The following is a 25,795-nucleotide window of genomic DNA, read 5'->3' on the forward strand; positions in this document are numbered from 1 at the left end:
CAATCCCAGCATATGTCGTGACGCGGGATCAGCGAAGGCGGCGCAGCGGCGGCAGGACCTCGCGGCCGAGCCGCTCGATGTTGGCGAGGGTCCGGGCGGGCTCGCCGGCGCCCTCGACCATGAGCAGCACCCGCCGCACCCCGGTGGCGCCGATCGTCGCGGCCAGCCGTCGCACGCACCGTTCCGGCGGCCCGACCGGGTGGATCGCGAGCAGGTGCTCCAGGTAGGCGGCGACATCGCGGCGCGGCGGTGCGGTTGCGTCGAGGCGCGGCGATCCGCCGGCGGTGGCGAGCCAGGCGGGCATCGTGCGGCGCAGCACCGTCTCGGCCTCCTCGACGGTGTCGGCGACGAAGGCCAGGTGCGTCGAGGCGTGGGCGGGCGGGGGAGTCCCGGCGCTGTGTGCGCGGTACCGGTGCAGCATCCCGGTTTTGGCGTTGTCGGCGTCGTGCATGCCGAGCAGGAGCGGCAGGCCCCGGGCCGCGGCCAGCTCGGCGGTCGAGGGCCCGGTGGCCGCCACCCACACCGGTGGCCGGCGCGCGGCGATCGGGACCATCGGGACCTCGCGGAACGGGAACCGGTCCCCGTCGCCGGTGATGGTGGCGGCGACGGACAGGCCGGCCAGGAGCAGGTCGAGCGCGGCGGCGAACCCGTCGTGGCCGTAGCGGCCCAGGCCGGTGCCGAAGACCTCCAGGTCCACCCACGGGCCGCCGCGGGCGACGCCGAGGTCGAAGCGGCCGCCGGAGACGGCGTCGAGCAGGGCGGTCTCCTCGGCCAGGGCGACCGGATGCCGGGTGGGCAGGATGGCCGCCGCGGTGCCGACGCGCAGCCGGGCCGTGCGCCCGAGCAGATGCCCGGCGAGGGTCACCGCCGACGGGCACGTCCCGTAGGCGCTGAAGTGATGCTCGGCCAGCCAGACGCCGTCGAAGCCGGCCCGCTCGGCCGCCATCGTGTAGTCGACGGCGGCGGCGAGCGCGTCGGCGTGGGTGCGGCCCGGGAACAGGCCGGCGAGCAGGAACAGGTCGATCCGCGGCGCCGGGCCGGGTTCGGCCGGCCCGGCGCCGCGGTGCGGTTCAGCAGTCACGCAGTTCCGGCGACTGGTTGAGCAGCTGCCCGCGCGGCGAGACGAACGCGCGGTAGCGATCGCCGCCGACCGCCGACGGCGTGAACGCCGCGACGCGGTGGCAGTTCTGGAAGGCCAGGGTCACGCCGAAGTGCCGCTCGAGGCCGCCCCGGATGGCGTCGCTGGCGAGGGCGCGCAGGAGCTGGCCGCGCTCGGCCTCGCTCGGCGGCGGGACGCTGTGGTCGGCGAAGCCGCCTCCCTCGGTGTGCAGATCGGCGACGACACCGCTGATGACCGTCCAGGCGTACGGGAGCGACTCCCGCACGCACGCGACGAACTCGGCGTCGTCGATCGGGCCGGCCTCGGCGCGTTCCAGCAGGGCGGTGGGGACGTTGAGCGACATGTGCTCCTCCTCGGTTCTCAGCGCGCGGCGACGGTCGCCGGTGCCAGGGTGAAGCCGGGTGCGATCTGGTCGGTCAGGTCGGTGCCGGCGCGGTCGTTGCCCCACGCGAGCGCGTTGCGGGTGTGGAACTCGGCGGCCTGCTCGGCGTACCGGATCCAGTCCTTCGTCGATGCGTCGAGCGCGGCCTTGAGCTCGGCGAGGGCGTGCGCGTTGGCCGGCTCGAGCTCGTCGATCGGGAGGTGCCGGCCCCGCTCGGCGGCCTTGACGAAGCCGGATCGGCCGAACCAGCACAGCAGGTCGTCGCCGGCCTCGGCCCGTAGGAACTCCACGTCCTCGGCGTCGTCAACCTTGTTGCCGACCACGACGACGCGCACGCCGTGGTCGCGGGCGTAGCCGACGTACTGCCGATAGACCCCGGCGCTGCGCACGGTCGGCTCGCACACGAGGAAGGTGAGATCGAAGCGGGTGAACAGGCCCGACGCGAACGAGTCGGCGCCGGCGGTCATGTCGACGACGGCGTACTCGCCGGGCCCGTCGGCCATGTGGTTGAGCAGCAGCTCCACCGCGCCGACCTTCGAGTGGTAGCAGGCGACGCCGAGGTCGTCGGCGGCGAACGGGCCGGTGACGGCGAGGCGCACCCCGTTGACCGGCCGCACGAGCCGTTCGTACAACGGATTCGCCTCGGCCACGCCGACGATCCGCGAGCCCGGCCCGGGCGGCGTGGTCTTGAGCATCGCCGCGGCGGACGGGATGCGCGGGTTGTCGCCGCGCAGGTACTCCTTGATCTCGCCCAGATGGTCCCCGAGCGCGGGCAGCAGCGCCGCCTCGTCCGGGTCGGCACCGAGCGCGACGGCCAGGTGCTGGTTGATATCGGCGTCGAAGGCCAGCACGCGCGGGGCGTCTTCGTCCGGAGCGCTGACCGTGAGGAAACGACAGAACAATGCGGCGAGGGTGGTCTTGCCGCTGCCACCCTTGCCGACGAATGCGGCTTTCACCCCTTGTTGGTATCGGTTTCCATTTCCGGAGTCAAGCCGAACCGCGGAACGGCAACCGGCTTCTCCGACATGCGGGTATGCGCTTATGGCAATGAATTCGCGGGCTTGATCGCGCCGGTGTCCATCGCCTAAGGTCTTCTTGGAAACGAATTTCATTACGAATTACTGGAGAAGGTGGGCATAGCGTCGTGGCACGTCGAGGTGTGAGATGGGGAGCCGGCGTCCTGTCGCTGGCGATGTTCCTGACCGCGTGCGGTTCGTCCTCGTCGGGGGAGCCGGCCGCGGCGCCGTCCGGCTCGGCCGGCGGGGCGGCGGTCCCGGTCGTCGCGTCGACGAACGTCTACGGCGACATCGTCAAGCAGATCGCCGGTGACCGGGCATCGATCACGTCGATCATCAGCAACCCGGATGCCGACCCGCACTCGTACGAGGCGAACACCCGCACGCAGCTGGAGCTGTCGAAGGCCAAGGTGGTCGTCGAGAACGGCGGCGGCTACGACGACTTCGTCGACACCATGCTGAAGTCCGCGGGCGGCTCCCCGAAGGTGCTCAACGTCGTCGACATCTCGGGCCGGAAGGCCGAGGGTGGCGGGGAGCTCAACGAGCACGTCTGGTACGACTTCCCGACCGTGGAGAAGCTCGCCGACCGGCTCGCGGCCGCGCTGGGCGAGGCCGACCCAGCGGGCGCGGCGACCTACACCGCCAACGCCGCCACGTTCAAGCAGAAGGTCCAGCAGCTGCAGGCCCGCGAAGCGGCGATCAAGGCCGCCCACACCGGTGCCGGGGTGGCCGTCACCGAGCCGGTGCCGCTGTACCTGCTGGAGGCGTGCGGCCTGGTGAACAAGACGCCGGAGGAGTTCAGCGAGGCGATCGAGGAAGGCACCGACGTACCGGCGAACGTCCTGCGGGAGACGATCGACCTCTTCGCGCACAAGGATGTCGCGCTGCTCGCCTACAACGAGCAGACCACGGGCCCGGAGACGGAGAAGGTGCTCGACGCGGCCAAGGCGGCCAACGTCGCCGTCGTGCCGGTGACCGAGACCCTGCCCGCCGGCAAGGACTACCTGAGCTGGATGGACGGCAACCTGACCGCGATCGAGACCGCCCTCGCATGACCACCCGCACGGCACTGGAACTGCGTGACGCGGCGCTGCGCTACGGGCGGCGCACCCTCTGGAGCGGGCTGAACCTGCGGGTCGAGGCGGGCGAGTTCGTGGCCGTCCTAGGCGCGAACGGCTCCGGCAAGACCAGCCTCCTGCGCGCCATCCTCGGCCTGCGGTCGCTGGACTCCGGGGCGCTGCTGGTCGCCGGCCACCCGCCCCGGCAGCGCCGCGACGACGTCGGATACGTGCCGCAGCAGCGGCACATCGACCCGCTGGTGCCGTTGCGCGTCCGCGACGTCGTCGGCCAGGGGCTCGACGGCCACCGGTGGGGCACCGGCCGGCCGAGCCCCGGCCGTCGCCGGCGCATCGACGAGGTCCTGGCCGCGGTCGGCGCGACCCGGTTCGCGGACATGCCGATCGGCCTGCTCTCCGGCGGCGAGCAGCAGCGCGTGCGCATCGCCCAGGCCCTCGTCGCCGACCCGAAGCTGCTGCTGTGCGACGAGCCGCTGCTCTCGCTCGACATGCGCAGCCAGCGCACCGTCACCGCCCTCGTGGACAGCCGGCGCCGCGGCAGCGACACCGCGGTCGTCTTCGTCACCCACGAGATCAATCCGGTCCTGCCGTACGTCGACCGGGTGCTCTACCTGGCCGGCGGGCAGTTCCGGATCGGCTCCGTCGACCAGGTGCTCAACTCCGCCACCCTGAGCGAGCTGTACGGCATGCCCATCGAAGTGCTGCACACCGGAGGACGAATCATCGTGGCGGGCCTGCCCGAAACCGCGTCGGACGCCCATCACGCCCCGAGCATCGCATGACCGGCAACTCCAGCTCCGGCATCTGGGACCAGATCTTCAACTTCGCCGACTACCCGCAGCTGCTGGCCCTCGTGCACAACTCGCTCATCGCCGGCGCGATCCTCGGCGTGGTCGGCGGCCTGATCAGCACCTTCGTCATGAAACGCGACCTGCCCTTCGCCGTGCACAGCATCAGCGAACTGTCCTTCGCCGGCGCGTCGGGGGCGCTGCTGCTCGGCGTGAACGTCGTGGCGGGCTCCCTGTTCGGCTCGATCCTGGCCGCCGTGGTCATCGGCGCGCTGGGCACCCGGGCCCGGGACCGCAACTCGATCATCGGCGTGCTGATGCCGTTCGGCCTCGGCCTCGGCGTGCTGTTCCTCGCCCTCTACAAAGGACGGTCCGCGAACAAGTTCGGCCTCCTGACGGGGCAGATCGTGGCGGTCGACACGCCGCAGCTGTCGTGGCTGATCGCGACCTCGGCGATCGTGCTGCTCGGCCTGGCCCTGATCTGGCGCCCGCTGAGCTTCGCCAGCACCGACCCCGAGCTCGCGGCCGCCCGCGGTGTCGCGGTCGCCGCCCTGTCGACGGCCTTCATGCTGCTGCTCGGCCTCACCGTGGCGATGTCCGTCCAGATCGTCGGCGCGCTGCTGGTGCTCAGCATCGTGTGCACCCCGGCGGCCGCGGCCATGCGCGTCACCGCCTCGCCGCTGCTCGTCACGCTGCTCAGCGTCGTCTTCGCGGTCGGCTCGATGGTCGGCGGCATTCTGCTCGCGCTCGGCAGCACCATCCCGATCAGCCCGTACGTCACCACCATCTCCTTCACCATCTACCTCGTCTGCCGGCTCGTCGGCTTCTACCGCGGCAGGCACGGGTGGTCGAGGACGCCGGGCGAGGCCGCCCAGGACTCAGGTCCGGTGGTGCCGCCGCAACAGCCGCTCGGCGAGCCGGTGCCGCCGAACGGCCGGGACGCAGCCGCAGCGGCTAGATGTCGTGGAGGAACAGGGCCATCGCGTGTAGGCGGTCGCCGGTCGGCGTGAGCACCATGAGCCCGCCGGGTCGCTCGAACGCGGTACCGAGGAACTGCATCGCGGACGACGTCGTGCTCGACGCCCCGGCCGGGCGACTCGTCGGCATCCAGGCCTACCGCGAGTTTCTCAAGCCGTTCGCCGAGCAGTTCCTGATCCGCACGGAGATGGTCGCCGCGTTCGGGGACGAGAACACGGCGCTGCTCATGTACGACGCCGAGACGATCCCGGCCAAGAGCGCACCGGCGGCCGAGTGCGTCACGGTCCGCGATGGAAAGATCGCCTACAACCGGTTCATCTTCGACCGCCTGCCGTTCGGGGAGTTCCGGCGCCGGCAGGCCGCTCACGCACCCAGGTAGGGGTATCGGTAGTCGGTCGGGGGGACGAACGTCTCCTTGATCGACCGGGGACTGGTCCATCTGAGCAGGTTGCCCGCGGCACCGGCCTTGTCGTTGGTGCCCGAGGCGCGACCGCCGCCGAACGGCTGCTGCCCGACGACCGCGCCGGTGGGCTTGTCGTTGATGTAGAAGTTGCCGGCCGCGAACCGGAGCTCTTGCTGCGCCCACGCGATCGCACGGCGGTCCCGGGCGATGATGGATCCGGTCAGGGCGTACGGCGCGATCGACTCCATGCCCCGGACGACCTTCTCGAAGTCGCCGTCCTCGTAGACGTGCACGGCGAGGATCGGGCCGAAGTACTCGGTCGTGAACATCTCGTCGGTCGGGTCGCCGCCCTCGACGACGGTCGGGTCGACGAAGTAGCCCACCGAGTCGTCGAGCCCCCCGCCGACGACGATGTCGAGCGCCGGGGACTGCTTCGCGCGCTCGATCGCCGCCGTGTGCTTGGCGAACGCCCGGTCGTCGATGACCGCGCCCATGAAGTTCGAGAAGTCGGTCGGGTCGCCGACCGCGATGGACTCGACCTCGGAGACGAAGGAGTCCCTCATCTTCTTCCAGACCGACCGGGCGACGTACGCCCGCGAGGCGGCCGAGCACTTCTGGCCCTGGAACTCGAACGCGCCGCGGATCATCGCGGTGCGCAGCACCTCGGGGTCGGCCGAGGGGTGGGCGACGATGAAGTCCTTGCCCCCGGTCTCCCCGACCAGGCGCGGATACGACCGGTAGGCGTGGATGTTGTTGCCGACCTCGCGCCACAGGTGCTGGAACAGCGGCGTCGAACCGGTGAAGTGAATCCCCGCGAGGTCCGGATGCGCGAGCAGCACCTCGCTCACCTGCAGCCCGTCGCCGGGGAGCATGTTGATGACGCCCGGCGGCAGGCCGGCCTCCTCCAGCAGCTCCATCGTCAGCGACGCGGCGAGCTGCTGGGTCGGCGAGGGCTTCCAGATGACCGTGTTGCCCATCAGCGCCGGGGCGGTGGGCAGGTTTCCGGCGATCGCGGTGAAGTTGAACGGCGTGATCGCGTAGACGAACCCCTCCAGGGGGCGGTGGTCGGTGCGGTTCCACACGCCGGGGCTGTTCGCGATCGGCTGGCCGGCGAGGATCTCGCGCGCGTAGTGGACGTTGTAGCGCCAGAAGTCGATGAGCTCGCACGCCGAGTCGATCTCGGCCTGCAACGGCGTCTTCGACTGGCCGAGTACGGTCGCGGCGTTGAGGCGCTGACGCCACGGACCGGCCAGCAGGTCGGCGGCCTTGAGCAGGATCGCGGCCCGGTCGTCGAAGTCCATGTCGCGCCAGCCCGGCGCGGCGTCGGCCGCGGCCTCGACCGCGGCGCGGGCGTCGGCCTGCGTCGAGTTCCGCAGCGTGCCGAGCACGTGCTGGTGGTCGTGCGGCTGGACGACCTCGATCTCGGCACCGCCGCCGGGCTTCCAGCGGCCGCCGACGTAGCCATGCAGGTCCTTCTGCCGCTGCTCGAGCCTCTCGATCTCCGTGCGGAGGGCCTGGCGTTCGGGGGTGCCCGGCGCGTAGGTCAGGTTCGGCTCGTTGCTGGGAGCCGGCGGGGTGGTGATGGCATGCATGAGGGCTCCAGGTGTCGTCGAGGGGAGAGGGAGGTCAGCCGCGGGCGAGGGCGCGCAGGAAGAAGGCGACGTTGGCGGGCCGTTCGGCGAGCCGCCGCATGAAGTACCCGTACCAGTCCGTGCCGTACGGGATGTAGATCCGTACCGTGTGGCCGGACCTGGCGAGCTGGGACTGCAGGCCGGCGGAGATGCCGTACAACATCTGGATCTCCCATTCGTCGAGTCCCTTGCCGTGCCGCTCAGCGGCGTCGCGCGCCGCCCGGATCATCGCCGGGTCGTGGGTGGCGACCATCGGGTAGCAGCCGGATGTCATGAGCTGGTGCAGGCCCTGCCGGTATGCGGCGTCGACCTCGTGCTTGCGTTGGTAGGCAACCGATTCGGGCTCCCGGTAGGCGCCTTTGACGAGCCGGACGCGGGCGCCGGAGCCGGCGAGGCGGGCGAGGTCGCCGGCCGTCCGCCGCAGGTTGGCCTGCAGCACGTTGCCCGTCAGCGGGAACTCGTGCCGCAGCTCGTCGCCGATCGCGAGGGTGGAGTCGACCGTCGTGTGGTCCTCCATGTCCAGGGTCATCCGGCAACCGGCGGCGGCCGCCGCGACGGCGATCTGATGCGCGTGTCCCAGGGCGATCTCGTGGCCGTCCTTCGGGATGGACTGCCCGACCGCGGAGAGCTTGACGGAGACCTCGGACCGTTCGGCGTCGCCGGCCTCGTGCAGCCGGTCGAGCAGGGCCAGGTACTGGTCCCGGACCCGACGGGCGCCGGCCAGGTCGCTGACGTCCTCCCCGAGGAAGTCCAGGGTCGTCGTCATGCCGCGCGAGTGCAGGCGGTGGACGGCGGCCAGCACCGCGTCCCGGTCCTCGCCGGCCACGAATCGCGTGACGACCTTCCGGGTCAACGGGTTGCGCTCGATCACGCCGCGCAGCCGTTGGTTGCGCGACGCCCGCAGCAACGTGGGACCCAGCACGTGCCCTCCTTCGGGTGCGAAGTGCCCCCAGCGGCACCACCCAGCAGAAACTAGGAGGGCGGGCCCGCCCGCAACGAGAGACGGATGCCACGAACACAGCTCCGAAGGTTGTTACATTTGTCTGGTGACGGAGCTGGACGACCTGGTCGATGAGATGGCCGTCCTGCTCGGCGCACCGTGCACCCTTGAAGACGCCGACTTCAATCTGCTCGGCTACTCGGGGCAGAGCGACGTCGACAGTGTCCGGCAGCGTTCGATCCTGGAGCGGCGGGCGACCAGCCAGGTGCGCGACTGGTTCCACGCTCAGGGCATCCGGACGTCGACGACGCCGATCCGTACACCCGCCGACCCAGATCTGGGCATCTCGGCCCGGCTGTGCATCCCCGCCCGGCACCTCAACCGCGTGCAGGGATACTTCTGGCTCCTGGACCCCGACGAGGCCATCCCGGAGCACGACTGGCCGGCCGCGACCCGCATCGCCGAGATCGCCGCGCTGCTGCTGAGCCAGTCGACCCGGCGCCAGACCCGGTTGAACCTCTTCTACCGCGACCTCGTCGAAGGTGACCGGATGACGGCCCGCGCCGCCGCCAGGGAGATCGCCTTCGCGTCCGACCTGCGCGTCGGCGACCCGGTCACCTGCCTCCTTGTCGAGCACCCGACGCCGCTCGCCGCGCAAAGCCGCCGCGACGGCGTCGTCTGGGTCCAGGAGTCACCCACGATCGCCAGCGCCATCGTGCGCGGCCGCATCAGGCCGCAGGCCCCGTCGACGTCCCCGACCTCGATCGAGCTCCTCACGCGCCTGGGCTACCTCCGCCGGTCCCGGCCACTGACCACCGCGCCGTTCGTGGGAATCGGCCCGCAGGTCGGCGCCCTGGAAGACCTGCGGCGGTCCCGCTGGGGCGCGCTGACGGCACTTCGGGTCGCGCGCGCCAACGACCCGGCCGCACCGACGGAGTGGGCGTCGCTCGGCGTCCTCAAACTCCTCTCGGCGGCCGCCGACCACGACCTGGCCGAGGCGGTCGTCTCCGAGCAGCTGATGGCGTTCCTGAGCGACGAGCGCCACGCGGAGCTTGTGCGCACGGCCCGGGTCTACCTCGACTCCGCCGGGAGCGCCGGCCAGGCGGCATCGGTGCTCAACGTGCACCGCCAGAGCCTCTATCACCGCCTCGCGCAGGTCGAACGCAGGACCGGGCTCGACCTCAGGCGCGGGGCGGACCGGACCTACCTCCACCTGGCCCTGATGCTGGCTGACTTCGTGTTGCCGTCCTAGCCCGGGCAACGTTCGAAACTTTCGGTCTGGGCCTGCGCCTTTCGGTGTTGTCGCCGGGCGGATCGCCGGGCATCCGACATCGGCGCAATCGCTTCCACCTGCGATGTTGTCCAAATTGGCGGCTCACGTTGCTTGCGGCAATCTCCGGAACTTTTCCGAGAATTCTTGCCAGAGGGCCGGCGGCGTGCCCATAATCTCGCTACCTCGGGTTCGACCAGCATCGATCAGTAGAACCGGCCGTCGACCGCATGGACGGCCACTCGGTGCCCTGGTGCCCGTCGAGCGACCTCGCCCGCCCTTTCGAGGAGGAAGCATCCATGCACGACACACTCGCTCAGCCGAGCGGCCGCAGACGCCGACGCCTGCGACTGCTCATCGGCGTGGCCAGCGCCGTCACCCTGGCGGCCGTCTCGGTGATGGCCGCCGGTACCGCCCACGCCGAGGCCGACCGGACGATCACGTCGAACTCGACCGGCAGCCACAACGGCTACTTCTTCTCGTACTGGAAAGACAGCGGCAACGTCACCATGAACCTGGGCGCCGGGGGCAGCTACAGCGTCCAGATGAACAGCATCAACAACTCCGTGGTCGGCAAGGGCTGGAACCCCGGCTCCACCAGCCACACGGTCAACTACTCCGGCTCGTTCAACTGCGGCGGCAACTGCTACCTCGCCCTGTACGGCTGGATGACCAACCCGCTCGTCGAGTACTACATCGTCGAGAACTTCGGCAACTACAACCCGAGCACCGGAGCCCAGCGCCTCGGCTCCGTCACCACCGACGGCAGCACGTACGACCTGTACCGCACGCAGCGCGTCAACCAGCCCTCGATCCAGGGCACCGCGACGTTCTACCAGTACTGGAGCGTGCGGCAGCAGAAGCGTACCGGCGGCACCATCAACGTGGCGAACCACTTCAACGCGTGGCGCCAGGCCGGTCTGCAGCTGGGCAGCCCGAACTACCAGATCATGGCCACTGAGGGCTACCAGAGCAACGTAAGCTCGAACATCACCGTCAGCGAGGGCTCCGGCGGTGGTGGCGGCGGTGGCAGCACCGGCGGCGGTGGCGGTGGCGGTGGTGGCGGTGGCAATGGCGGTTGTACGGCCACGCTGTCGGCGGGCCAGAAGTGGAACGACCGCTACAACCTCAACGTCGCGGTCTCCGGCTCCAGCAACTGGACCGTGACGATGAACGTCCCGGCGCCGGCAACGATCAGCTCGACCTGGAACGTGAGCGCAACCTGGCCGAGCCAGTACGTGATGGTCGGCAAACCGAACGGCAGCGGTAACAACTTCGGGGTCACGATCATGGCCAATGGTCAATGGACCTGGCCATCGGTCTCCTGCAGCACCGGCTGACGCCGGGGCTCCGCACATTGCCCGCGGTGCGCGGCGGCCTGGTGGGGCCGCCGCGCACCGCGCCCGCGGCACGCTACTTCCGCGCCTGCCGGCGGCCGGCCCAGGGCCGGCCGCTCACGAGCGGGTCCAGCGCTGGTTGGTGGCACCGGTGCAGGTCCACAGCTGGACGGGCGTGTTGTTGGCGGTGGCCGCGCCGCTCACGTCGAGGCACAGCCCGGACTGCACGCCGGTGATGGTGCCGTCGGCGTTGACGTTCCACTGCTGGTTGCTCTGGCCGTTGCAGTCCCAGATCTCCACCTTGGTGCCGGGCGAGGTCTGGTTGTTGTACGCGTCCAGGCACTTGCCGAGCACCTGCAGCTGCTTGGAGCCGGTGGAGGTCCACTGCTGGTTGGTGCCGCCGTTGCAGTCCCAGATCACCAGCTGCACGCCGTTGGTCGTGCTGCCGTTGGGGTCGTCGAGGCAGCGGCCGGACGCCGTGCCCCGGATCGTCGTCGTGGATCCGCCGCCCGGATTGCCGGTGGTACCGCCCGCGACCCGGTACATCACCACGCCGTGCCCGGGCACGCTCGCGGTGATCGCGCCGCCGGTGGTGCTGGCCGCCCCGCTCCACAGGTCGGTCAGCGAGTAGGACGACGCGCCGGACTTGCCGATCGCGGCGGCCGTGGTGCTGATCGTCGCGGTGGTGCTGTTCTCGTTGAACAGCACCACGGACACGTCGCCGTTCGCGAGCGGCTTGGCCAGCACGTCGAGCCCGCCGGAGGAGCTCACCATCCGGCCCTGCTTGCCGGCCGGGTCCTGGTCGACCGCGATCACGGCCTTGTTGCCCAGGATCGACAGCGTCGTGGCGCTCGCGTTGACCAGGTTGTTGCCGGCCAGCAGGGGCGCGGCCATCTCGGCCCACAGGCTGAAGTGCGCGCGGTCCTCGGTGGCGGACATCCCGTTGCCGACCTCGAGCATGTCGGGGTCGTTCCACCGGCCGGGTCCGGCGTAGGCGGCGAGGCCCACGTTCTGGTGGAAGATGTTCAGCACGCTGCCGAAGTTGGCCTGGATGTCGCCGGTGGTGCGCCACAGGTTGCCGACGTCGGGCGCCCAGGTCCACGGCGCGTTGACGCCCCATTCGCAGATGCTGTACACGATCGGGCGCCCGGTGGCCGCGAGCGCGTCACGCATCGCCGAGTAGCGCGAGACGTACTGCTGGGTCGTCGAACTGCCGTTGTTGAAACAGTTGTCGTACTTGAGGTAGTCGACGCCCCAGGCCGCGAAGCTGCGCGCGTCCTGGGTCTCGTGCCCGAGGCTGCCCGGGTAACCGGCACAGGTCTGGGTCCCGGCGTCCTCGTAGATGCCGAGCTTCAGGCCCTTGCCGTGCACGTACGCCGCGGTGCCGGAGATCCCGTCGGGGAACTTGGCGTAGTCGGGCTGCAGGTTGCCGGCCGCGTCGCGGCTGTGCTGCATCCAGCAGTCGTCGATGTTCACGTACTGGTAGCCCGCGGCCGCCAGCCCGGACGACACGAGCTTGTCGGCGGTCTGCTTGACCAGGGCCTCGGAGACGTTGCAGCCGTACGCGTTCCAGTCGTTCCACCCCATCGGCGGGGTGAGCGCCAGGTTGTTGGCGAGCGCCTGGGCCGGTTCGGCCGTGCGCACACCGATGAACCACACGGCGGCGCCGGCCGCGAGCAGCAACGCCACCGCGCGGGCCAGCCAGGGCCGCTGTTGCACACGCATGATCTCTCCCTCGATCGAGTCGGCTCGGGTGCGCTACTGCAGGGATGCGTCGTCGAGGTAGAGACCGTCGGTGCCGGCGGCCGTCTCGACGTAGAGCGTGGCACCGGTCAGCGTGCCCGTCCACGAGACCGTGGCGGTGCCGGTCAGCTGGGTCCAGCCGCCGGTGCTCACCGTGGCGGCCGGGGTGAGCTGGACGTAGCTGGTCGTGCCGTTCGCGGTCACGGCGAGCGTCACCTTCGCGCTCGGGGTGCCGCTCTGCGCGCGGACCCACGCGCTGGTCGTGTAGCTCTTGCCGTTGGTCAGCTTCGACGTGACGTCCTGGGCCGGGCCGTTCCACGCCGCGGTGCGGCCGGTGATCTGCAGCGACTGGCTGCCGCCGTGGACGACCGAGCTGGACGCGAGGGTGCCGGCGCCGAAGACCGACCAGCCGCTGGTGCCGCTCTCCATGCTGCCGTTGGCGAGCAGGTTGCCGCCGCCGTTGTCACCGCCGCCGGTGCCGGCGAACTGCCACCAGTCGACGTTGAAGAGGTTGCCGGACCCGCCGGTGTACTTGAAGTACAGGTCGTGGGTGCCGGTTGCGCCGCTCACCGGGCAGGTGACGGTGGTCCAGGTCTGCCAGCCGCCGGTGCCGGCGACGGTACAGGTGCCGACGAGGGTGCCGTTGAGGCTGTCCAGGTGCAGCTCGATGCGCCCGCCGCTGGTCGCCGAGGCGACCCGCGCGCTGAACGACGTCGCGCCGGCGCCGAAGGCGACGCCCTTGACCTTGATGTTGTCGCCGTTCTCGATCCAGCCGACGTTCATGCCGCCCCCGCTGGAGGGCTCGGTCTCCACGCCGTTCTCCCAGGCGATGGTCTCGGCCTCCTGGCGCGCGTACGGGTTCAGCGTTCCCACCTGCGGCGCGCCCGTCGTGGTCATGTTCATCGTCGGGATGGTCCCGTCACTGTTGTAGCTGAACTTCTCCACGGCCACCGAGCGGGTGTAGCCGCTGCCGCCGGGCAGGGCCCCGTTGTGGTAGAAGAAGTACGAGCCGCCGTTGAAGTCGATGACGCCCGGGTGGTTCGTGAAACTTGCACCCTGGGTCGGCATGACGGTGCCGCGGAAGGTCCACGGCCCGGTGGGCGACGTGGCTGTCGAGTAGGCGATGTACTCCGAGCAGCACTTCGCGGCGAAGACGTTGTAGTACAGGCCGTTGCGCTTGTATACCCACGGGCCCTCCTCGAACAGCGTCGGGCGGCTCGTGTTCCCGGTGCGGGTGCCGAAACCGGCGGTGGTCAGCGGGATCTGGGCCGGGCTGCCGGCGGTCGAGACCATGTCGGCGTTGAGCTTCACGTACCACAGGTGCGGGTTGCCGTAGTACAGGTACGCCTGCCCGTCGTCGTCGATGAAGACCGTCGGGTCGATCTCGGAGTTCTGGATCAGCGGCCGGCCCAGGGCGTCGCGGAACGGGCCGGTGGGGTTGTCGGCGACGCCGACCCCGATGGCGTTGCTGCCGTTGGCCATGCGCACCGGCACGTACCAGTAGAACTTGCCGTTGCGGTACACGGTCTGCCCGGCCCACGCATCCGAGCTCGCCCAGCTGAACGTGGACAGGCTCATCGGCGACCCGTGGTCGGTCCAGTTGACCATGTCGGCGGAGGACCAGACCCGCCAGTCGCGCATGGTGAAGTACGTCGAGTTGTCCTCGTCGTGCCCGGTGTACAGGTAGACCCGGCCGTTGTAGACCAGCGGCGCGGGGTCGGCGGTGTAGATGGTCTGCACGATCGGGTTGTCGGCCCGGGCCGAGGCGGCCGGCATGAGTCCGGTCAGGCACAGCAGGCCGGCGGCCGCGACGAGCGCGCGCCGGATGGAAACTTTCACGGAACGCTCCTGGGATGGATTTGTTATCGCTCACAAGGCGCGCGGCGGGCGCGGGGGAGCGATCGGTGACGGGATGTCAGGGAACCTTGCCAGAATCGCTCCGGGCATTCAAGCAAATCGTTGGCCGGGAGCCGGTGCGACCATTCCCGACGTGGTCGCATAACGCTTTTCGACGCGCTCGATCCAGAGCTTTTTCGGAAAAAGTGTTATGGCGGGAGCGCGTGAAAGGTCGGCGGGTCGCCATCGCGGAATTTCACGCGGGAATGGCGGCCAAGGCTTGAAAGCGCGAGCTCGATCTGGCAATCTCATCGATCTCGATGCCTGACGGCCGGACGCGCCGACGTACCGCTGTTAGCGCTAACAAACAGTGAAGTCCCTACCGCCAGAAGGACTTACCTCATGCATTCCCCCCTTGACCGCACCGCGCCTACAGCCGCCCGGCGCCGGCCCGCGACCGTCTTCGCCACCGTGCTCCTGCTCGCCGCGGCGGCCGCCGTCGCGCTGCACATCGCGCCGGCCGCCGCCGCCACGGTCGACACGAGCGCCTGGTACACCCTCGTCAACCGCAACAGCGGCAAGGCGATCGACGTGTACAACTCGGCGACCGGCGACGGCGCGCGCATCACCCAGTGGACGCGCAACAACGGCGCGAACCAGCAGTGGCAGTTCGTCGACTCCGGCGGCGGCTACTACCGGCTCAAGTCGCGCTCGTCGGGCAAGGTGCTCGACGTCTACAACTTCTCCACCGCCGACGGCGCGAGCATCGTGCAATGGGCCGACGGCAACGGCGTCAACCAGCAGTTCCGCCTCGCCGACTCCGACGGCGGCTACGTGCGCCTGCTCAACCGCAACTCCGGCAAGGCGGTCGAGGTGCAGAACGCGTCCACCGCGGACGGCGGCAACATCGTGCAGTACAACGACTGGGGCGGCGCCAACCAGCAGTGGCAGCTCGTGCGCGCCGACGGCGGGACCAGCCCGACGCCGACCACCTCGGCACCGGCCGGGCAGTTCACCAACCCCGTGGTCTGGCAGGACTTCGCCGACGGTGACATCATCCGCGTCGGCGACGCCTACTACTACTCCGCCTCGACCATGCACTACTCGCCGGGCGCGCCAATCCTGCGCTCCTACGACCTGGTGCACTGGGAGTACGCCGGGCACTCCGTGCCGAGCCTCGACTTCGACTCCAACGCCTACAACCTCAGCGGCGGCCGGGCGTACGTCAAGGGCATCTGGGCCTCGACACTCAACTACCGGCCGAGCAACAGCACCTACTACTGGCTCGGCTGCGTGGAGTTCAACCGGACCTACGTGTACACCGCCTCGGCCGTCGACGGCACCTGGTCGAAGAAGGCCCGGATCAACGCCTGCTACTACGACGCCGGGATGCTCATCGACGACAACGACACCATGTACGTCGCCTACGGCAACAGCACCCTCAGCGTCGCCCAGCTGTCGGCCGACGGGACGAGCCAGGTCCGCTCACAGCAGGTGTTCACCGCCCCGTCCGGCATCACCCTCGAGGGCTCACGGTTCTACAAGCGCAACGGGTACTACTACATCTGGGTCACCCGGCCCGCCAACGGGCAGTACGTCCTGCGCTCCTCCAGCCCGTGGGGCCCGTACGAGATGCGCCAGGTCCTGCTCGACACGCCCGGCCCGATCTCCGGCGGGGGCGTGCCGCACCAGGGCGGGCTCGTGCAGACCCAGAACGGCGACTGGTACTACATGGCGTTCACCGACGCCTACCCGGGCGGCCGGGTGCCGACGCTCGCGCCGATCACGTGGAGCGGCGACTGGCCGGTCCTGCAGACCGTCAACGGCGCCTGGGGCGTGAACTACCCGAGGCCGAACATCACGACCTCGAAGACCGTCAAGCCGATGATCGGCACCGACACGTTCGCCACCGCCGCGCTCGGCCCGCAGTGGGAGTGGAACCACAACCCGGACAACACCAGGTGGTCGTCCGGCAGCGGCCTGCGCCTGCAGACCGCGACCGTGACGAACGACCTGTACTCGGCCCGCAACACGCTCACCCAACGCATCCAGGGCCCCTCCTCGACGGCGACCGTCGAGCTGGACTACTCGGCGATGGCCGACGGGGACCGCTCCGGCCTGGCCATGCTGCGCGACTCCTCGGCCTGGATCGGCGTGCAGCGCGACAACGGCACCACCCGCGTCACCATGGTGAACGGCCTGACCATGGACGGCAGCTGGAACACCACCGGCACGGGCTCCGTGGCGGCCTCGGCCACCGTCACCGGCGGCCGGATCTGGCTGCGCGCCACCGCCGACATCCGGCCCGGCTCCGGGCGGCAGGCCCGGTTCTCCTACAGCACCGACGGCGTCACCTTCACCGCCCTGGGGCCGGCGTTCACGCTCAACAACGCCTGGCAGTTCTTCATGGGGTACCGCTACGCCGTCTTCAACTACGCCACAAGGTCGCTCGGTGGCGCCGTCACCGTGCGCTCGTTCACCCAGACCGCTTAGGAGTTTCTGTGCACAGCAAAGCGCTCGGCGCCATGCTGGCGGCGACGGTCGTGGTAGCCGGGATGGTGGTCGCCGTCAACGCGACCTCCGCCTCGGCGGCGACCGTCGACACCTCAGCGTGGTACACCCTCGTCAACCGCAACTCCGGCAAGGCCCTCGACGTGTGCGGCGCGTCCACTGCGGACGGTGCCTGCATCCAGCAGTACAGCCGCTCCGGCGGGCAGAACCAGCAGTGGCAGTTCGTCGACTCCGGTGGCGGCTACTACCGGCTCAAGGCCCGCCACTCGGGCAAGGTCCTCGACGTATACAACTTCTCCACCGCCGACTCCGCCAAGCTCGTGCAGTGGACCGATGGCAACGGCACGAACCAGCAGTTCCGCCTCGCCGACTCCGACAGCGGCTACGTGCGGCTCATCAACCGCAACTCCAGCAAGGCCGTCGAGGTGCAGGGCGCCTCCACCGCCGACGGGGGAGCGGTCGTGCAGTACAGCGACTGGGGTGGCACCAACCAGCAGTGGCAGCTCGTCCGTGTCGACGGCACGACCCCGACCACGCCGGGCAACACCGGCGGGAGCTGTTCGCTGCCGTCGTCGTACCGGTGGTCGTCGACGGGTGCGCTGGCCAGCCCGGCGAACGGCTGGGTGTCGCTGAAGGACTTCACCAACGTCGTGTACAACGGCAAGCATCTGGTGTACGCGACGACCCACGACACCGGTTCGTCGTGGGGGTCGATGAACTTCGGGCTGTTCACCAACTGGTCCGACATGGGCTCGGCCAGCCAGAACCGGATGAACTTCAGCGCCGTGGCGCCGACGCTGTTCTACTTCGCGCCGAAGAACATCTGGGTGCTGACCTACCAGTGGGGCGGCACGGCCTTCTCGTACCGAACCTCCAGCGACCCGTCCAACCCCAACGGCTGGTCGGCCCAGCAGACGCTCTTCACCGGCAGCATCTCCGGCTCCGGCACGGGCCCGATCGACCAGACCATCATCGGTGACGGCTCGAACATGTACCTGTTCTTCGCCGGCGACAACGGCAAGATCTACCGGGCGAGCATGCCGATCGGGAACTTCCCGGGCAGCTTCGGCTCCAGCTACACCCAGATCATGAGCGACTCGACCAACAACCTGTTCGAGGGCGTCGAGGTCTACAAGATCCAGGGCCAGAACCAGTACCTCATGCTCGTCGAGGCCATCGGCGCCAACGGCCGCTACTTCCGCTCCTTCACCGCCTCCAGCCTCAGCGGCTCCTGGACCCCGCAGGCCGCCAGCGAGGGCAACCCGTTCGCGGGCAAGGCCAACAGCGGCGCGACGTGGACCAACGACATCAGCCACGGCGACCTGGTCCGCACCAACCCCGACCAGACCAAGACCGTCGACCCGTGCAACCTGCAGCTGCTGTACCAGGGCCGGTCCCCGAGCTCCGGCGGCGACTACGGCCTGCTGCCCTACCGCCCGGGTGTGCTGACCCTGCAGCGGTGACGATCCCTCCGGCGTAGTGCGGTGGTCGCAGGCAACCGGCGTCGCCTGCGACCACCCGTCGAGGCCAGTGCACACGCCCACACGAATGACGGATGTTCGTCGATGCCCGAACGTCGATCCATGGAAGGGTAAGGTGCTTGATGCCGAAGCGCAGAATGTTCGTATCGGCCGTCGCGGTGGCGACGGTCCTCGTCGCGGTCACCGCCGGCCAGGCGCTGACCGGCGGCGGTGACGGAACCGCGGTCGCCGCCACCGGCCCCGCCCTGGCGGCGACCGCCGGATGCGGCAAGGCCCCGGCGCTCACCAGCGGCACGCACTCGGTGCAGAGCAGCGGACAGAACCGCACGTACATCCTGAGAGTTCCGGACAACTACAACAACAGCCACCCGTACCGGTTGGTCTTCGGGCTGCACTGGCTGAACGGCTCCGCCGGCGCGGTCGCCTCGGCCGGGTACTACGGACTGCAGCCGTTGTCGAACAACGGCACGATCTTCGTGGCGCCGCAGGGCATCAACAACGGCTGGGCCAACACCAACGGCCAGGATCTGACCCTCGTGGACGATCTGACCAGGCTCGTCGAGGGCGGCCTCTGCGTCGACACGACCCAGATCTTCGCGCTGGGCTGGAGCTACGGCGGCGCCATGAGCTACGCGATCGCCTGCGCCCGTCCGGCGGTGTTCCGCGCCGTCGCCGTCCTGTCCGGCGCCAACCTCAGCGGATGCAACGGCGGTACCCAGCCCGTCGCCTACTTCGGCATCCACGGCATCCACGACAGCGTCCTCAACATCAGTAACGGGCGGTCGCTGCGCGACACGTTCGTGCGGAACAACGGCTGTACGCCACAGAACCCGCGCGAGCCGGCGCAGGGCAGCCTGACCCACGTCACCACCACATATGCCGGGTGCCGGCCGGGCTACCCGGTCCAGTGGGCCGCGTTCGACGGCGACCACACCCCCAGCCCGGTCGACGGGTCGGGCAGCCCCAACGACGCCAGAACCTGGACGTCCGGGGAGATCTGGAAGTTCTTCGCACAGTTCGAGAACACGTCCCCGCCGAGCTCGGCTCCTCCGTCGTCCACCCCGCCGAGCAGCGCGCCGCCGAGCTCTCCGCCCGCCAGTGGGCAGCCCGGCACCTGCTCCGCCACCTACCGGGCCGTCAACAGCTGGCCCGGCGGCTTCCAGGGCGAGGTCGTCGTCGCCAACAACGGCTCCACCACCCTCAACGGCTGGACCGTCCGCATGACGCTCGCCGGCGACCAGGCGATCAGCAGTCTCTGGGGCGGCGTCAACACCGCGTCCACCGGCAGCATCACGGTCAGGAACGCCTCCTACAACGCCGCGCTCGGCGCGAACGCCACGACCACGTTCGGATTCGTCGCGACCGGCAGCAGCACCACGTCCCCCGGCAACGTCACCTGCGCCAGCCCCTGATCGAGGCCTACCGCCTCGCGGGCCGCCTCCGGGGGCGGTCTGCGAGGCGGCACCATCGGAGAGCGGGCCGGCGAGCAGTGCTTGACAATGCGCCCGATCGTGTGCCGCGATGGACACCCGACCTCCTCGACCGCGGCGGCATCCGCCTGACCGTCACGCCCTCGCTGGAGTCGTTCAACGGGCCGGTGATGGGATTGGGAACAACGAGAAGCAGTACGACGCCGCTGGTCGCCGCGGCGAAGGCCGGGGACGAGCGTGCGCTCGGCGACCTCCTCGGGGCGCATCTGCCGTTGGTGTACTCGATCGTGCGGCGGGCCCTCGCCGGGCACCCGGCCGCGGTCGACGACGTGGTGCAGGAAACGATGCTGCGCGCGCTGCGGCGGCTGCCGTCGTTGCGTGAGGCCGAGAGCTTCCGCGCCTGGCTGGCCGCGATCGCCGTCCGGCAGGCCGGCACCTACCTGCAGCGGGAGCGCATCACCACCGGGCGGCGAGCGCCGCTGGACGTGCTGACGGACGCGCCGGACGCCGAGGACTTCGAGGGCCTCACCATGCTGCGGGTCGAGCTCTCCGGGCAGCGGCGGCAGGTCGGCCAGGCGGTCGGCTGGCTCGACCCGGAGGACAGGGTGCTCTGGTCGCTGTGGTGGCTGGAGATCGGCGAGGAGCTGACGCGGGGCGAGCTGGCCGCGGCGCTCGGCGTCAGCGTCGTGCACGCCGGGGTGCGTGTCCAGCGCATGCGCAACCGCCTCGAGCAGGCGCGGGTGCTCGTCGCGGCCCTGGAGGCCCGGCCCCGCTGCCCGGGGCTCGACGCCGTCGTCGCCGGCTGGGACGGTCTGCCGAGCCCGCTGTGGCGCAAGCGGATCACCCGGCACACCCGGTCCTGCGCGGCCTGCGCGCGGGCCGCGGAGGGCGCGATCGACACCGAGCGTCTGCTGACCGGATTTGCCATGCTGCCGGTACCCGCTGCGCTGGCCGCCTCCCTCGCCGTCCACGACATCGAGCCGGCCGCCGGCGCCGCGGCGAGCCACCCGGCCGTCACGGCAGCGGCGAAGACGGGCTGGCTGGCCGGGCTGCCGGCGGCGAAGCTCGTGGCCGGCACGCTCGTCGCCGGTGTCGCGGCCGCGGGCGTGGCCGTCGCCTGGCCCGATCACGAGCGGCCGGCGCCGCCGGTGTCGATGCCGTCGGTCGCAGTACCGTCGACGCCAGCCTCAGCCCCGGCGGGCCTGCACCTGGGGCCGGTGTCCCTCGAGCTCGACGCCGCCGCCGGGCGCTTCCTCGGCACCGACGGGCAGCAGCTCGGCGTCCTCGTCGCCGCGGACACCGCGTCGTCGCGGCAGCGGGCCACGTTCGAGGCGGTGCCGGGCCTGGCCGACGCGAGCTGCTACTCGTTGCGGGCCGCCGACGGGCAGTACCTGCGCCACGCGTCCTGGCGGCTGCGGCTGAGCCGCGACGAGGGCACGTGGCTGTTCCGCGGCGACGCCACCTTCTGCCCGCTCGGCACCGGCGGCGGCGACGTGATGCTGGAGGCGTCGAACTACCGCGGGTACTTCATCCACCGCGAGGGCGACCAGCTGTGGGTGCGGCAGGCGGACGGCACCGCGGCGTTCCGGGCCGCCAGCACGTTCCGTGTCCGGCCGGCGCTGGGCTGACACGGCGGCCGCGATGGCCGCGATGGCCGCATCCTCGCCGTTCGCCGAATCCGCCGGCGGTCACGACCCGGCGGCGGGGTTGCGCGCGGCCGCGCTGGTTCGCCCACGGCGCCGGGCCCTCTTGGTGGTGTCCCGGATCACCAGCTGCGGCGGGAGGGCGCGGTCGAGGTCCTGGCCCACCAATCCGCCGTGCCTGGTGATGGCGTCGAGCTCCAGCAGTGCGGTGACGCAGCGCCGGCCGATCTCGTCGTAGTCCTGCCGGACCGTGGTCAGCGGCGGGTGCAGGTACGCCGCCTCCGGGATGTCGTCGAAGCCCACGACGCTGACGTCGTCGGGCACGCGAATGCCCCGCTCGGCGAAGGCGCGCAGCACGCCGACGGCCATCTGGTCCCCGGCGGCGAAGACCGCCGTCACGTCCGCGCGGCGGGCCAGCTGCAGCCCGGCGGCGTAGCCGGACTGGGCGCTCCAGTCGCCCTCGAGCATCGACGGTGACGGGCGCCGGAATGCGCGATGGGCCGCGCGCCAGCCCGCGATGCGGCTGTGCGTCTCCGGCCAGTCGTCCGCGCCCGACACGTGCCACACCTGCGCGTGCCCGAGCCGCAGGAGGTGCGACACGGCGGCCCGGGCTCCGGCGGCCTGGTCCGCGACGATCGCGGGGACGGTCCCGGACGTGTCGGACTGGATGGCGACGACGGGCACGTTGCCGGCGAGCCGCAGCAGCGCGGTCGGCGGGAGCGACGCGGCGGCGATCACCCCGGTGACGGCCTGGCTCGCCAGGGTGGCCAGCGCCGCGGCCACGGTGTGCTGGTCGGCCCGCCGCAGCGACTCGACCCGCAGGCTGTAGCCCGCCATGCGCGCGGCGCGCTCGATGCCGAGCAGCGCCGATGAGGCTCCGTGCACGGCCCGGTCGCGGGTGATCACACCGATCACCCGCGACCGGACGCGCTCGGGCTGACGCCGATCCGTTGGGAGCACCGTCAGCGGTACCCGGCGGCGACGATGTTCGTCGGCACCGCGCTGTCGGTGGCGTCGGACGGCAAGCACCGCCGGCGGATGGTGCGCTCAGGCAACGGGTGTCCTTCCAGGGATCTACCGGTGGCGGTCGGCCGGTCAGAATTTCGCGAATATATTCGGAAGTGTTAGCGCTCACTACCCCGATGTCAACCGGCGTCCTCGGGCGGCGTCAGCCGGCCGGCGCGGTGGTGAGGCGGATCGCGGTCCAGGAGACCGGGGGCAGCTGGAGCGTCGTCGTGTGGCCGTCGACGGTCACGCCCTCGGCGGGCCGCGGCGTGACGCGGTCGGGCCGGTCGCGGGTGTTGGTGGCGCGCACGTCGTCGTCCCAGAGCGTCCACGACCCGTCCGGCCGGGCCGGTGCCCCGAAGGCCCGCAGATCGACGGTCAGTTCCACCGGCCGGTCCTGGTCGCGGTTGACCGCGAACAGCGCCAGGCTCCCGGTGGCGGCGTCGTGGGTGGCGACGGCGTCGACGACCGGGGCCTCACCGTAGCGCGAGGTCTCGTACACGGGCGCGTCGATCGCCGTGCGCAGCACGACGCCGCGGGCCAGGTCGGCGGTGCGCGCGAACGGGTGGAAGATGCTCTGCCGCCAGGCCGGCCCGCCGGGTTCGGTGCGGATCGGCGCGATGACGTTGACGAGCTGGGCCTGGCAGGCGGCGGTGACCCGGTCGCTGTGCCGCAGCAGCGAGATCAGCAGGTTGCCCACGACGACGGCGTCGGCGACGTTGTACTCGTCCTCGATCACCGGCGCCGCGACCTGCCACTGCGTGGGCTTCGGCTCGGCCTGGAAGCGGGACATGTACCAGACGTTCCACTCGTCGAAGGAGAGCTGCATCTTCTTGCGGCTGCGCAGCCGGGCACCGACGCTGTCGGCGGTGGCCACGATGCTGTCGACGAAGTGGTCCATGTCGGTGGCGCACGCCAGGAACGAGCCGAGGTCGCCGTCGTGCTCCTCGTAGTAGGCGTGGCAGGAGACGTAGTCGACGAGGTCGTACGTCTCCTCCAGGACGGTGGCCTCCCAGGCGCCGAACGTCGGCATGGCGGAGCCGGAGCTGCCACAGACCACGAGCTGCAGTCCCGGCTCCGCGGCGCGCAGGGCGCGGGCGGTGGCGGCGGCGAGCCGGCCGTACTCGTGGGCACTCTTGTGCCCGATCTGCCACGGCCCGTCGAGCTCGTTGCCGAGGCACCACATGGAGATGCCGTGGGGCTTCTCGGCGCCGTTGGCCCGGCGCAGATCGGCCAGATGGGTACCGACCGGCTGGTTGCAGTACTCGTGGACGTCCAGGGCCTCCTGCACGCCGCGGGTTCCGAGGTTCACCGCGTACATGATCTCGACGTCGGCCTTGGTCGCCCACCGGGCGAACTCGTCGATGCCGACCTCGTTCGTCTCGATGCCGTGCCAGGCCAGATCGCGCCGGCGGGGACGGTGCTCGCGCGGCCCCACACCGTCCTCCCAGCGGTATCCGGAGACGAAGTTCCCGCCGGGATAGCGCACCGTGGTCACGCCGAGCTCGCGGGTCAGCGCCAGGACGTCGGTGCGGAACCCGTCCTCGTCGGCGAGCGGGTGGCCGGGCTCGTAGATGCCGGTGTAGACGCACCGGCCCATGTGCTCGACGAAGGAGCCGAAGGTGCGGCGGCTGACCGGGGCGACGACGGCGGCGGGGTCGAGGGTGACGCGCGCTTGCAGCATCGATGTCCTTTGTGGAGTGCTCGGTTGCTGTCGATCTTCAGGAGCGGCATCCAGAACGTGCCGGACCCGCTCGCCGAGGACGCCGGGCCCGCGACCGGCGCGAAGCGCGCAGCGCCCTCCACGCCGGCATCGTAGCCAGGTTCAGGCCGGCTGGCCCGGGCGGCCGTCCTCGTGATGGTGGTGGCGTCGAGCGGAAGAGCCGCCGGCGCGTATACCCGCCAGCGGCTCCTGATGTGCGGTGCCTCCCGGGCGCGGGAGGGGCCGGATCAGCCGTCGATCGTGGCCTCGGCCGAGGCGCAGTAGGAGGGAGTGGCGTCGTTGGCGCCGTCGACGAGGCAGACCTTGATGCCGACGGTCTGCCCGTACTTGACGTCACCGAACGGGTCCCAGACCACGGGCGCGCCGTCCAGGCCGTTGCCGTCGTAGTGCTTGCCGAGGTAGGTGCCGTCGAGCCAGGCGTAGGCCTCGACGCCGTGACCGTCGGCGCAGTAGTCGTGGATGACGAGGTAGTCGTCGTTGTCCCCGCCGCCGGGCGCGCCGGGCCCGTAGTCGATGAAGTCCACGACGCCGCATCCGCCCGGGTCGGTCGTCGCCTGGCCGAAGTCGTCGTTCGCGGCCATGGCGGGCGCTGCCATCAGCAAGGTGGCAGCCACGCCGCTCAGCGCCGCCGTCAGGACCTTGGCCTTCGTGTTCCGCATGTGCTTCTCCTCGGGTCATTGGGATGTTGCATCGAGTTGTGCGATGGCGTCACGGGCGAGGGCGCTCGGCGCCAATGATGTTCAGAACACGCCCTCGAGGTACTGCATGCAGCTGTTGGTCTTGTTTCCGGCGATCCCGTCGACGGAATTGCCGGAGCAGCTCTTGTAGTCGGACTGGAACCGCCGCACCCATGCGTAGGTCTGCGCGCCGAAATTCCCGTCGATTGCGATCGGGTCCTGGTCGGCCGCGCTGCCGTACATGTTGTCGATGCCCCACTGCAGGTTGGCGACGCAGTAGTCGCCGTAGTCCCCCTGGGACAGCACGTGGTCGGGGACGGTCTCGCTCACGCCGACCCACGAGTTGTAGTACTTGGTCGTGGAGCACCTGGTCGGTGAGTAGGCCAGCGTGGCGGACCGGCCGGCCGCGCCGGCCGGCGCCGCGGTGCCGACGAGTACCGCCGTCGCGACCGCAACGGCGGTGACCAGCAACGCCGCGGCACGCTTGGGCCGGCGGACGACCGCGGCAACCGGGCGCGCGGCAGCGCCATGGGTGCCGTGGGGCTCATCCACCCTCCTGTGGGCATCCTGCGTCATGTGTGCTCCTCTCCGGTCATTGGCCTGCGCGGCCGCTTCCGGCGACCGCCGTCCATGCACCAGTGGTACCGCCGAGGAGTTGTCCGGTGTCGATGCATGGCTACCGGACGACAACGTCCGGACAACCGATCGGCAGGGGGCCGCGCCGGTGGGCGGCGGGACAGGATCTTTCGGGCAATATAGATTGGTCTTCAGCAATGGGAGGTATTGATGCCGCGTGCTGAGCGAC

Annotated in this window: 21 protein-coding genes; 10 read left to right on the plus strand and 11 right to left on the minus strand. The window is 70.6% G+C overall.

The features are described 5' to 3' along the window. Window positions 1–28 precede the first annotated feature (28 nt). Genes AC6JBM_RS00140 through AC6JBM_RS00150 form a run of 3 tightly spaced genes read right to left on the minus strand, consistent with a single transcriptional unit; the run spans window position 29 to window position 2,458 of the window. The gene (locus AC6JBM_RS00140) at window positions 29–1,081 is read right to left on the minus strand and encodes an LLM class flavin-dependent oxidoreductase (RefSeq protein WP_497981562.1); all 1,053 of its coding nucleotides are present in this window, start codon (window positions 1,079–1,081) and stop codon (window positions 29–31) included. Further along, the gene (locus AC6JBM_RS00145) at window positions 1,071–1,463 is read right to left on the minus strand and encodes an SCO5389 family protein (protein ID WP_497981563.1); all 393 of its coding nucleotides are present in this window, start codon (window positions 1,461–1,463) and stop codon (window positions 1,071–1,073) included. The genes AC6JBM_RS00140 and AC6JBM_RS00145 overlap by 11 nt, the downstream gene beginning before the upstream one ends. 17 nt (window positions 1,464–1,480) lie before the next feature. Continuing rightward, entirely contained in the window at window positions 1,481–2,458 is a 978-nt protein-coding gene (locus tag AC6JBM_RS00150) for an ATP-binding protein (RefSeq protein ID WP_497981564.1), read from the minus strand. A 203-nt stretch (window positions 2,459–2,661) separates the two neighbouring features. Between AC6JBM_RS00150 and AC6JBM_RS00155 the strand changes: the two genes are divergently transcribed. Genes AC6JBM_RS00155 through AC6JBM_RS00170 form a run of 4 tightly spaced genes read left to right on the plus strand, consistent with a single transcriptional unit; the run spans window position 2,662 to window position 5,739 of the window. After that, window positions 2,662–3,573 (plus strand): metal ABC transporter solute-binding protein, Zn/Mn family, encoded by a 912-nt coding sequence (locus tag AC6JBM_RS00155; protein ID WP_497981565.1) that lies wholly within the window; start codon window positions 2,662–2,664, stop codon window positions 3,571–3,573. Next, entirely contained in the window at window positions 3,570–4,376 is an 807-nt protein-coding gene (locus AC6JBM_RS00160; protein WP_497981566.1) for a metal ABC transporter ATP-binding protein, read from the plus strand. The genes AC6JBM_RS00155 and AC6JBM_RS00160 overlap by 4 nt, the downstream gene beginning before the upstream one ends. After that, complete coding sequence (locus AC6JBM_RS00165) at window positions 4,373–5,392, plus strand: metal ABC transporter permease (protein ID WP_497981567.1); 1,020 nt, start codon at window positions 4,373–4,375, stop codon at window positions 5,390–5,392. The genes AC6JBM_RS00160 and AC6JBM_RS00165 overlap by 4 nt, the downstream gene beginning before the upstream one ends. A 5-nt stretch (window positions 5,393–5,397) precedes the next feature. Next, window positions 5,398–5,739 carry a nuclear transport factor 2 family protein gene (locus AC6JBM_RS00170; RefSeq protein ID WP_497981568.1) on the plus strand — a complete coding sequence of 114 codons (342 nt, stop codon included), beginning with the start codon at window positions 5,398–5,400 and terminating at the stop codon, window positions 5,737–5,739. On the opposite strand, the gene pruA is transcribed toward AC6JBM_RS00170, so the two are convergent. Both pruA and AC6JBM_RS00180 read right to left on the minus strand, forming a co-directional pair. Then, the gene (gene pruA / locus AC6JBM_RS00175; protein ID WP_497981569.1) at window positions 5,724–7,355 is read right to left on the minus strand and encodes an L-glutamate gamma-semialdehyde dehydrogenase; all 1,632 of its coding nucleotides are present in this window, start codon (window positions 7,353–7,355) and stop codon (window positions 5,724–5,726) included. The two genes, AC6JBM_RS00170 and pruA, sit on opposite strands and share 16 nt — an antisense overlap. A 34-nt stretch (window positions 7,356–7,389) precedes the next feature. Next, on the minus strand, window positions 7,390–8,316 hold the full coding sequence (locus tag AC6JBM_RS00180; protein WP_497981570.1) for a proline dehydrogenase family protein: 927 nt from the start codon (window positions 8,314–8,316) through the stop codon (window positions 7,390–7,392). A 124-nt stretch (window positions 8,317–8,440) separates the two neighbouring features. On the opposite strand from AC6JBM_RS00180, the gene AC6JBM_RS00185 reads away from it, so the two are divergent. Then, entirely contained in the window at window positions 8,441–9,586 is a 1,146-nt protein-coding gene (locus tag AC6JBM_RS00185) for a PucR family transcriptional regulator (protein WP_497981571.1), read from the plus strand. A 317-nt stretch (window positions 9,587–9,903) separates the two neighbouring features. Next, window positions 9,904–10,944 carry a glycoside hydrolase family 11 protein gene (locus AC6JBM_RS00190; RefSeq protein ID WP_497981572.1) on the plus strand — a complete coding sequence of 347 codons (1,041 nt, stop codon included), beginning with the start codon at window positions 9,904–9,906 and terminating at the stop codon, window positions 10,942–10,944. A 114-nt stretch (window positions 10,945–11,058) separates the two neighbouring features. On the opposite strand, the gene AC6JBM_RS00195 is transcribed toward AC6JBM_RS00190, so the two are convergent. Together AC6JBM_RS00195 and AC6JBM_RS00200 are read right to left on the minus strand one after the other, a co-directional pair. Beyond that, complete coding sequence (locus AC6JBM_RS00195; protein ID WP_497981573.1) at window positions 11,059–12,666, minus strand: glycoside hydrolase family 27 protein; 1,608 nt, start codon at window positions 12,664–12,666, stop codon at window positions 11,059–11,061. Window positions 12,667–12,699: 33 nt separating this feature from the next. Next, a complete protein-coding gene (locus AC6JBM_RS00200; protein WP_497986757.1) occupies window positions 12,700–14,460 on the minus strand; it encodes a family 43 glycosylhydrolase in 1,761 nt (586 codons plus the stop codon). Between the two features lie 462 nt (window positions 14,461–14,922). Between AC6JBM_RS00200 and AC6JBM_RS00205 the strand changes: the two genes are divergently transcribed. The 4 genes from AC6JBM_RS00205 to AC6JBM_RS00220 all read left to right on the plus strand — a co-directional run bounded on the left by AC6JBM_RS00205 (window position 14,923) and on the right by AC6JBM_RS00220 (window position 21,570). Then, window positions 14,923–17,013, plus strand: coding sequence for a family 43 glycosylhydrolase (locus AC6JBM_RS00205; RefSeq protein ID WP_497981574.1), 2,091 nt, complete (start codon window positions 14,923–14,925; stop codon window positions 17,011–17,013). Between the two features lie 32 nt (window positions 17,014–17,045). After that, complete coding sequence (locus AC6JBM_RS00210) at window positions 17,046–18,494, plus strand: non-reducing end alpha-L-arabinofuranosidase family hydrolase (RefSeq protein ID WP_497986758.1); 1,449 nt, start codon at window positions 17,046–17,048, stop codon at window positions 18,492–18,494. A 140-nt stretch (window positions 18,495–18,634) separates the two neighbouring features. Continuing rightward, window positions 18,635–19,924, plus strand: coding sequence for a cellulose binding domain-containing protein (locus AC6JBM_RS00215; protein ID WP_497981575.1), 1,290 nt, complete (start codon window positions 18,635–18,637; stop codon window positions 19,922–19,924). Between the two features lie 101 nt (window positions 19,925–20,025). Then, window positions 20,026–21,570 (plus strand): sigma-70 family RNA polymerase sigma factor, encoded by a 1,545-nt coding sequence (locus AC6JBM_RS00220; protein WP_497981576.1) that lies wholly within the window; start codon window positions 20,026–20,028, stop codon window positions 21,568–21,570. Between the two features lie 60 nt (window positions 21,571–21,630). Here the strand turns inward: AC6JBM_RS00220 and AC6JBM_RS00225 are convergent, their stop codons facing one another. From AC6JBM_RS00225 to AC6JBM_RS00240, 4 genes are all read right to left on the minus strand, one after another. Then, on the minus strand, window positions 21,631–22,491 hold the full coding sequence (locus AC6JBM_RS00225; protein WP_497981577.1) for a substrate-binding domain-containing protein: 861 nt from the start codon (window positions 22,489–22,491) through the stop codon (window positions 21,631–21,633). 262 nt (window positions 22,492–22,753) lie between these two features. Next, window positions 22,754–24,274 (minus strand): arabinosylfuranosidase ArfA, encoded by a 1,521-nt coding sequence (arfA, locus tag AC6JBM_RS00230; protein ID WP_497981578.1) that lies wholly within the window; start codon window positions 24,272–24,274, stop codon window positions 22,754–22,756. A 266-nt stretch (window positions 24,275–24,540) separates the two neighbouring features. Continuing rightward, the gene (locus AC6JBM_RS00235) at window positions 24,541–24,972 is read right to left on the minus strand and encodes a hypothetical protein (protein WP_350623266.1); all 432 of its coding nucleotides are present in this window, start codon (window positions 24,970–24,972) and stop codon (window positions 24,541–24,543) included. An 81-nt stretch (window positions 24,973–25,053) separates the two neighbouring features. After that, a complete protein-coding gene (locus AC6JBM_RS00240; RefSeq protein WP_497981579.1) occupies window positions 25,054–25,566 on the minus strand; it encodes a peptidoglycan-binding domain-containing protein in 513 nt (170 codons plus the stop codon). Between the last annotated feature and the right edge of the window lie 229 nt (window positions 25,567–25,795).

It is taken from the genome of Dactylosporangium thailandense, assembly GCF_059739745.1.

Bases quoted from the DNA above. Each gene is read 5' to 3' on its own strand.
- AC6JBM_RS00145 (WP_497981563.1), bottom strand. From the start codon at position 1,463: ATGTCGCTCAACGTCCCCACCGCCCTGCTGGAACGCGCCGAGGCCGGC.
- AC6JBM_RS00160 (WP_497981566.1), top strand. From the start codon at position 3,570: ATGACCACCCGCACGGCACTGGAACTGCGTGACGCGGCGCTGCGCTAC.
- AC6JBM_RS00165 (WP_497981567.1), top strand. From the start codon at position 4,373: ATGACCGGCAACTCCAGCTCCGGCATCTGGGACCAGATCTTCAACTTC.
- AC6JBM_RS00170 (WP_497981568.1), top strand. From the start codon at position 5,398: ATGAGCCCGCCGGGTCGCTCGAACGCGGTACCGAGGAACTGCATCGCG.
- pruA (WP_497981569.1), bottom strand. From the start codon at position 7,355: ATGCATGCCATCACCACCCCGCCGGCTCCCAGCAACGAGCCGAACCTG.
- AC6JBM_RS00190 (WP_497981572.1), top strand. From the start codon at position 9,904: ATGCACGACACACTCGCTCAGCCGAGCGGCCGCAGACGCCGACGCCTG.
- AC6JBM_RS00195 (WP_497981573.1), bottom strand. From the start codon at position 12,666: ATGCGTGTGCAACAGCGGCCCTGGCTGGCCCGCGCGGTGGCGTTGCTG.
- AC6JBM_RS00200 (WP_497986757.1), bottom strand. From the start codon at position 14,460: ATGCCGGCCGCCTCGGCCCGGGCCGACAACCCGATCGTGCAGACCATC.
- AC6JBM_RS00205 (WP_497981574.1), top strand. From the start codon at position 14,923: ATGCATTCCCCCCTTGACCGCACCGCGCCTACAGCCGCCCGGCGCCGG.
- AC6JBM_RS00210 (WP_497986758.1), top strand. From the start codon at position 17,046: ATGCTGGCGGCGACGGTCGTGGTAGCCGGGATGGTGGTCGCCGTCAAC.
- AC6JBM_RS00215 (WP_497981575.1), top strand. From the start codon at position 18,635: ATGCCGAAGCGCAGAATGTTCGTATCGGCCGTCGCGGTGGCGACGGTC.
- arfA (WP_497981578.1), bottom strand. From the start codon at position 24,274: ATGCTGCAAGCGCGCGTCACCCTCGACCCCGCCGCCGTCGTCGCCCCG.
- AC6JBM_RS00235 (WP_350623266.1), bottom strand. From the start codon at position 24,972: ATGCGGAACACGAAGGCCAAGGTCCTGACGGCGGCGCTGAGCGGCGTG.
- AC6JBM_RS00240 (WP_497981579.1), bottom strand. From the start codon at position 25,566: ATGACGCAGGATGCCCACAGGAGGGTGGATGAGCCCCACGGCACCCAT.